The organism is Kitasatospora sp. NPDC048296, assembly GCF_043201815.1.
Lineage (GTDB): Bacteria > Actinomycetota > Actinomycetes > Streptomycetales > Streptomycetaceae > Kitasatospora.
In genome coordinates, this window is the sequence record NZ_JBICZB010000004.1 from 244,364 (window position 1) to 250,824 (window position 6,461).

Annotated in this window: 10 protein-coding genes; 6 read left to right on the plus strand and 4 right to left on the minus strand. The window is 68.9% G+C overall.

Annotated features, from left to right (window positions below; all coding sequences use genetic code 11):
• Positions 1–28 precede the first annotated feature (28 nt).
• Complete coding sequence (gene hutI / locus ACGF12_RS05275) at positions 29–1,204, plus strand: imidazolonepropionase (RefSeq protein WP_393025712.1); 1,176 nt, start codon at positions 29–31, stop codon at positions 1,202–1,204.
• 63 nt (positions 1,205–1,267) lie between these two features.
• Here the strand turns inward: hutI and ACGF12_RS05280 are convergent, their stop codons facing one another.
• The 3 genes from ACGF12_RS05280 to ACGF12_RS05290 all read right to left on the minus strand — a co-directional run bounded on the left by ACGF12_RS05280 (position 1,268) and on the right by ACGF12_RS05290 (position 2,584).
• Positions 1,268–1,468, minus strand: a complete 201-nt coding sequence (locus ACGF12_RS05280) for a DUF397 domain-containing protein (protein ID WP_393025715.1) — start codon at positions 1,466–1,468, stop codon at positions 1,268–1,270.
• Between the two features lie 62 nt (positions 1,469–1,530).
• Positions 1,531–1,731: a DUF397 domain-containing protein gene (locus tag ACGF12_RS05285; RefSeq protein WP_393025718.1), complete on the minus strand. Its 201-nt coding sequence runs from the start codon at positions 1,729–1,731 to the stop codon at positions 1,531–1,533.
• Positions 1,724–2,584 (minus strand): helix-turn-helix domain-containing protein, encoded by an 861-nt coding sequence (locus ACGF12_RS05290; protein ID WP_393025721.1) that lies wholly within the window; start codon positions 2,582–2,584, stop codon positions 1,724–1,726. The genes ACGF12_RS05285 and ACGF12_RS05290 overlap by 8 nt, the downstream gene beginning before the upstream one ends.
• A 294-nt stretch (positions 2,585–2,878) precedes the next feature.
• Here ACGF12_RS05290 and ACGF12_RS05295 point away from each other — a divergent pair, with 294 nt between their 5' ends.
• From ACGF12_RS05295 to ACGF12_RS05310, 4 genes are all read left to right on the plus strand, one after another.
• Positions 2,879–3,241: an ATP-binding protein gene (locus tag ACGF12_RS05295; protein ID WP_393025724.1), complete on the plus strand. Its 363-nt coding sequence runs from the start codon at positions 2,879–2,881 to the stop codon at positions 3,239–3,241.
• Positions 3,238–3,489: a hypothetical protein gene (locus ACGF12_RS05300; protein ID WP_393025727.1), complete on the plus strand. Its 252-nt coding sequence runs from the start codon at positions 3,238–3,240 to the stop codon at positions 3,487–3,489. The genes ACGF12_RS05295 and ACGF12_RS05300 overlap by 4 nt, the downstream gene beginning before the upstream one ends.
• Positions 3,486–3,608, plus strand: coding sequence for a hypothetical protein (locus ACGF12_RS05305; RefSeq protein ID WP_393025730.1), 123 nt, complete (start codon positions 3,486–3,488; stop codon positions 3,606–3,608). Before ACGF12_RS05300 ends, ACGF12_RS05305 begins: the two co-directional genes overlap by 4 nt.
• Positions 3,609–3,791: 183 nt before the next feature.
• The gene (locus ACGF12_RS05310) at positions 3,792–4,604 is read left to right on the plus strand and encodes an alpha/beta hydrolase (RefSeq protein ID WP_393025733.1); all 813 of its coding nucleotides are present in this window, start codon (positions 3,792–3,794) and stop codon (positions 4,602–4,604) included.
• Here the strand turns inward: ACGF12_RS05310 and ACGF12_RS05315 are convergent.
• A complete protein-coding gene (locus ACGF12_RS05315) occupies positions 4,601–5,923 on the minus strand; it encodes an XRE family transcriptional regulator (RefSeq protein WP_393025736.1) in 1,323 nt (440 codons plus the stop codon). The genes ACGF12_RS05310 and ACGF12_RS05315 overlap by 4 nt on opposite strands.
• A 244-nt stretch (positions 5,924–6,167) precedes the next feature.
• Between ACGF12_RS05315 and ACGF12_RS05320 the strand changes: the two genes are divergently transcribed.
• A complete protein-coding gene (locus tag ACGF12_RS05320; RefSeq protein WP_393025738.1) occupies positions 6,168–6,314 on the plus strand; it encodes a hypothetical protein in 147 nt (48 codons plus the stop codon).
• Positions 6,315–6,461: the final 147 nt, after the last annotated feature.

Sequence of the window (6,461 nt, forward strand, 5' to 3'; positions counted from 1 at the left end):
TGTCCAACTCCCTTCGGAAGGCGTTGTCTTGAGTACCAGGACCACCTTGATCACGGGCATCGGCAGCCTGGTCACCAACGACCCCGGGCACGGCACCGGGCCGCTCGGCCTGCTGACCGACGCGGCCGTGGTGGTCGACGGCGACACCGTCGCCTGGGTCGGCCCGGCGGCGCAGGCCCCGGCGGCGGACGAGCGCTTCGACGCCGGGGGCCGGGCGCTGCTGCCCGGCTTCGTCGACTCGCACGCCCACCTGGTGTTCGCGGGCGACCGCACCGCCGAGTTCAACGCCCGGATGTCCGGGCAGGCCTACTCGGCGGGCGGCATCCGCACCACGGTGGCGGCGACCCGGGCCGCGAGCGACGCCGAACTGGAGGCGAACCTGGCGGGGTTCGTCCGGGAGGCGCTGCGCCAGGGCACCACCACCATCGAGTGCAAGTCCGGCTACGGACTGACGGTCGAGGACGAGGCCCGGGCGCTGCGGATCGCCGCGAAGCACACCCCGGAGACCACCTACCTGGGTGCCCACATCGTGGCCCCCGAGTACGCCGAGGACCCGGCCGGCTACGTCGACCTGGTCACCGGCGAGATGCTGGACGCCTGCGCCCCGCACGCCCGTTGGGTGGACGTGTTCTGCGAGAAGGGCGCCTTCGACGGCGACCAGGCGCGGGCCGTCCTCACCGCCGGCATCGAGCGCGGCCTCACCCCCCGGGTGCACGCCAACCAGCTCACGTACGGGCCGGGCGTGCAGCTCGCCGTCGAGCTGGGGGCCGCCTCGGCGGACCACTGCACCCATCTGACGGACGAGGACGTGGCGGCGCTGGCCGGCTCGGCGACGGTCGCGACCCTGCTGCCGGGGGCGGAGTTCTCCACCCGCGCCGAGTACCCGAGCGGGCGCCGGCTGCTGGACGCGGGCGCGGTGGTGGCGCTGTCCACGGACTGCAACCCGGGCTCCAGCTTCACCAGTTCGATGGCGTTCTGCATCGCGGTGGCGGTACGGGAGATGGGGATGACCCCGGACGAGGCCGTCTGGGCGGCCACGGCCGGTGGCGCGCACGCGCTGCGGCGCAGCGACGTGGGGTCGGTCGCGGTCGGCTCGCGGGCGGACCTGCTGCTGCTGGACGCGCCCTCGCACGTGCACCTCGCGTACCGGCCGGGCGTGCCGCTGACGGCGGCGGTCTGGCGAGCAGGCGTCCGGGAGGTCTAGGACCTGGTCCGGACGGCGGGAGGCCCCCGCGCCCCCGGGGTGGCGGGCGCGGGGGCTTCTTGCTTAGGGGTTGGCGGTCAGGTGGTCGAACTCGCCTGCCTTGGCAGCCTGGAGGAACTTGGCGAACTTGAGGTGCGTGGTGCGGACGATGACGTCGCCCTCGTCGGACTCGCGGAGCTCGATGACCCCTTCACGTGCGCGCACCTCGACGCAGTTGCTGGCTGCTTCGCTGAAGCTGGATTTCTGCCACGCAGAGCTGGTCATGAGAGTCAGGCTAGCCACCGGCGGCCTCTTGCGGGAAGCAAGCGGCCGCCGGAACTATTCGCTCAGGCGTTGGTGATGAGGTAGTCGAACTCGCCGACCTTGGCGCCCTGGAGGAACGCGGCGAAGATGGGACGGGTGGTGCGGACGGTGATGCCGGCGTCATCGGACTCGCGGAGCTCGATCAGCCCTTCGAGTGCGCGTACCTCGACGCAGTTGTTGTTCGCTTCGCTGAAGCTGGATTTCTGCCACTCGGTGCTATTCATACTTGTCGTTCATTTCCTTCGCGATCGAGCGGATATGATCTCGCGACTCGCTCTCCGGGAGCGCGACGGCTTCGATGCGCTCAAAGATTGCGCGATAGCCCGCCAGCTGGGCAGGTGAGTCGAAGATGTGGGAGCCGTGAGACGAGTCGGTCTGGACCGTATCCAGCTCCGGCACTGGCCCTGCCGCGTAGAGCAGGTTCTCGCTGGGGCCAGGGAAGTCGGCTGTATCGAACGGCACGACCCGCAGTGAGACTCCCGGAAGCTCGGAGTCCTTGACGAGGGAATCAAGCTGTTCCCTGAGCGCCGTAGGCCCGCCGTACTGAATGCGTAGCGCCGCCTCGTGGACCAGTGCCACGTACGGTGTTTCACGGGACCGAATGGCCTGCTGTCTCCGCAGGCGAAAGTTCATCCTGCGATCGACCTCGTGATCGGGGAGAGGGGTGAAGCCTCTCGCGAACACGGCAGTGGCATAGGTGCGCGTCTGAAGTAGTCCCGGGATGATGCTGATGGTGAAGCTTTTGAGCCTCGTCGCGTGACCTTCGATCTCGGCCACATCGATTGGGGCAGCCGCGAGTGCCCCTCGATACTCATCCCACCAGGACGAGTCTCGCTCCCTGGCCATGTTGGCGAGCGCCTCGACCAAGGGTGCGTTGACGCACATACAGGCCTCCGCGATCTCGTGCAGGCGCTCCACGCTGACGGCCGACTTCCCGATCTCCATCTGGCTCACCAGGGCGGGAGTCACCCCGAGTAGACGGGCAAGGTGGCTGCCGCCGAAGCCGGCTTGCTCTCTCATCCTTCGCATTTCGGCGCCGAGGCGTCGCTGACGAAGGGTGGGGATTCGAAGGGCCATGGCGTCCTCTCTGCTGGCACAGAGGCCAGTGTGCCGCGCCGGTCGCTGGCAGATCCATCCGGGCTCGGCGGGCACGCGTCCCCCCTGCGGGGGAACCTTTTCCCGTTTGGATTTAATTAAAGAGCCGATGGGCTATCGTCGTTCACAGCTCGATCCGACGGATCGTCAGTAATGCCTGCACCCCGGGCAGTAGGCGCCTGCTGCCCCGGCACCGAAGAGCAGCCATACGTGGCCTGGCTCACGGCGACGTATCCGTTGTCACCTCTCCCACACCACAGCCTCACGGAGGTTCCCGTGTGCACCCGTAACACCCCCTCGCTCACCCTCTCCAAGCAGGCCCTGCGGGACGCCATGACCCGCAGCGGCTGGGACGCCGAGGCCATCTTCAACGCCGAACTCGCCCTGATGGAGCTCATCACCAACGCCTGGCGGCACGGCGACACCCCCGCGCCCGTCGTCTGGTTCTCCATCCTCGACCGCACCCTCCGGGTCGCCGTCTCCGACGAGAGTGACGCCCTTCCCCAGCCGCGAACGGCCTCCGACCTCGCCGAGACCGGTCGGGGCCTCCAGCTCGTGGAGGGCCTCACCCACCGCTGGGGCGTCGACCCGCAGAAGCGCGGCAAAACCACCTGGTACGAGCTGGACTCCATCGCGTGACCCGCGACCCCGTCCCGCCGGACGACCCTCGGATGCGCGACTACACCGAGGCCCAGATCACGACCCTCCTGGGCGAGTTGCACCGGCGCGGCCTGCCGTACGGGCTCCTCTGGGGCTCCGCCTCGCCCGGCGAAACGACCCTCGACGGCCGCATCCTCGTCGACTTCGGCAACGCTCCCGTGAGCACCATGCTCAACCTCCTCCACCTCCTCCGCGACCTGGACCGGAACGAGGCCTGGACCCCGTGAAGTTCTTCGTCGGCGCGATCCTCGTCGCCCTGCTCGCCCTCGCGATCGCCACCGTGACCCTCGGCGTCATCGCGACCCTCAGGATGTCCCGCCCCGAGGAACGCGACGAGCCACACTGAGAACACGCGAAGCCCCTCGCCCGCCCAGGGCGAGGGCCTCGCAGGTGCCCGTACACCCTCGACGTCTCCGTCGGCGTCGGCGCCAACTGGGAGGCCCCCGCGCGCTGATGCGGCGGCTCGCCAACGGTTACGAGTCACGCCGTATGGATCCGCGATTGCACGGCCGGTGGCTACCATCAGTGCATGGTGGATCACGAGACGGCATTCCGATCCCTCGACGGCACCGCGCTCTACGGGACGATCGGCATCCCACCAGCGCCCATTGGGGCGCTCGCGGTCATGGTCCACGGCTCGGGCGTCACCCGTGAAGAAGGCGGATTTTTCACCCGCCTCGCTGCTGGGCTTGCTGAGACCGGCATCGCCAGCCTGCGTTTCGATCTGCGCGCGCACGGGGAGAGCGCGGGTCGCGAAGCGGACCTCACCATCGCGTCCGTCGCCAACGACATTCGTGCCGCAGGCGATCATCTGCGAGCACACACGGGCGCCGCCGGGGCCGTCCATGTCATCGCGGCTTCCTTCTCCGGCGGCGCGGCGGCCCTGCATGCTGCCCACCGGCCCGACGACGTCCATCGCCTGGTGCTCCTGAACCCACGTCTGGACTATCGCGAGCGCTACGTCACCAGTCGCCCCGGCTGGAGCGACGACTACCTGTCCCCTGCCGCCGCGACGCTCCTCGACCGCCAGGGCTACACCGAGAAGTCGCCGTTCCAGCTGAACCGAGCGCTGCTGAACGAAGTCTTCTACCTCGACACCCCCGCGATGCTCGCAGTCGTCCGTGCCCCCGTGCTGATGGTCCACGGAACCAAGGACACGTTCGTCCCGATTGAGTCCACGTACCGCCACCGGCCGATGTTCGGCGGTCCGACAGAACTCCTCGAACTCGACGGCGCGCAGCACGGGTTCGCAGTCCATGACGACCCTGGCTATCTCGACCCCCAGTCGCAGGCGTGGCAGCGACAGGTGATTGACCGGGTGCGAGAGTTCCTGGCTGCCTAACCGGCGGTAAAAACCAGGAGCCGCTCCTGGAAGTCCCGGACCGCCGGTCGCCGGGACCAGCGACGCAGCGTATCGGCGGTGCGGCTCAGCTCGGCCAGCGCTTGGCCGAAGCGAGCGCCAGCGGCGAGTCCAAGGGCTTGGAGAGCGACGATGGCAGCTTCGTCAGGTTCACCGGCCTCGGCGAGGGTGCCGGCCAGTTGGGCGGTGAAGAACGCGCGGTCGCGTGGGGCGAAGATGCCGTCGGCCAGGTGTCGCTCAAAGAGTACGACGGCGCGGTCGGGTTGGTGGGCTTCGCGATAGCAGATCGCGCTTTGCACCATGAGCCGGTCGGCGGTGTAGCTCTCGCCGAGCGGCCCGGTGCAGCTGGGTGGTGCCTGGACCGGGTCTGCCTGGTCGAGGGCGGCGTGGGCGAGGTCGAGAACGCGAGTGACCTGGCCGGTGTCGGCGCCGGTCAAGGCGAGGGCCCGGGCTTCCTGCTGGTACGCCTCCGCGCGGGGCCGGGGTGGGAGCGTCCAGGGGCCGTTGGTGGCGGCGCGGGCGAGGCCGAGCATCCGGGCGGCGTCGGAGCGGTCCGTAGCCTGGGCCTGCCTGAGCAGGACGTAAGCGTGCATCGCACCGTCGCCGGTGAGCGTCGCCCATTCCTTCGCCTGTGCGTGCCAGTAGGCGATGGTGTGGGCGGGCGCCCTGGCATCGTGGTAGATCCAGGCCACAAGTTCCGAGGCGCGGGCGCCGACGTTGAGGAGCTGGTGGCGTACGGCCGGGTCGGCTTCTCGGGCGCTGGAGTCGATCGCGGCGATCAGACCGAGCGCGGTCGGCAGGGCGATGTGAGGGCCTGCCAAGCCGTCGGTGCGGGCGGTCTCGTCGAGGGCGGTCCGTAGGTGCGTGACGAGCTGATCGTCGCTGTAGCGGCGCGCATCGCGGTTTGCCGCAATGAGGTGGTCCAGGGCGGCGAGGTCGAGGACTGGTGCTGCTGCGGCGAGCACTCCCCCCAGGAAGGTGCGGCGAAGGACGTTCGTCTCCACGTCTCGGCTCTGCTCGGTACCGGATGCTCGCCGTCCTGCCGGACGAGGTGGGCGGACGAACCCGAGGTCTTCCAGCGGCGTGCCGAACATCGCGTCCAGAACTCGCCGAGCGTCCCGGTTGGGCCAGGCGGGCTGTCTTGATTCCCAGCGTCGGACCTGACGCACCGAGATCCTGGCTTTTTCGCCGAGCGACTCCGCCTTGGCGTCGTACGCGTCCGCGAAGTCCTGCTGCGTGTGCCATCCCCGTTCGACGCGCGCTGTAACGAAGCGCGTATTCCCTTGTGCTGGTTCGGACATGGGCGCTCCCAGGACATCCACGGCAGTCAATTTTCCCGGCCTGGAGTGAGAGGCCACAACCACTCGCTGATGTGTCCGGTGAAGTGTCCTGCGGTACGGCCTCGTCACTCAATGCTGCCAGGAGTTGACTGAATGTGCGCCCCCTTTGGCAGGGGGCGGCACCTGGCTCAGATGGCCGATGTGGGCTACCTCCCAAAGTTCCTCCCCGCCGGGGAGGCATCCATCCAGTGAAAGGAGATCGCAGATGTCCGTGATCACCAGCGACACCGACAACACCGAGGTGACCGAGGTCGTGACGCTCGATGAGGGCGCAGCGGACACCATCCGGGGCAACGTCCGGGCGTTCCTGGGCGAGGACAACACCTCGATGATGGGCGGCTGGACCAACTGACGGTCGGCCTGAGCGCCTGAAAGCAGTCGCGCGCCCGGCCCCACCTCAATTGGGGCTCTTCTGACGTACCTGTGGGTGTGATCACGCGGGTTGGCGGCCGGGCAGGGTGGGTCGGTTGCCGCCGAGGCAGAGCATGACGAGGGCGAT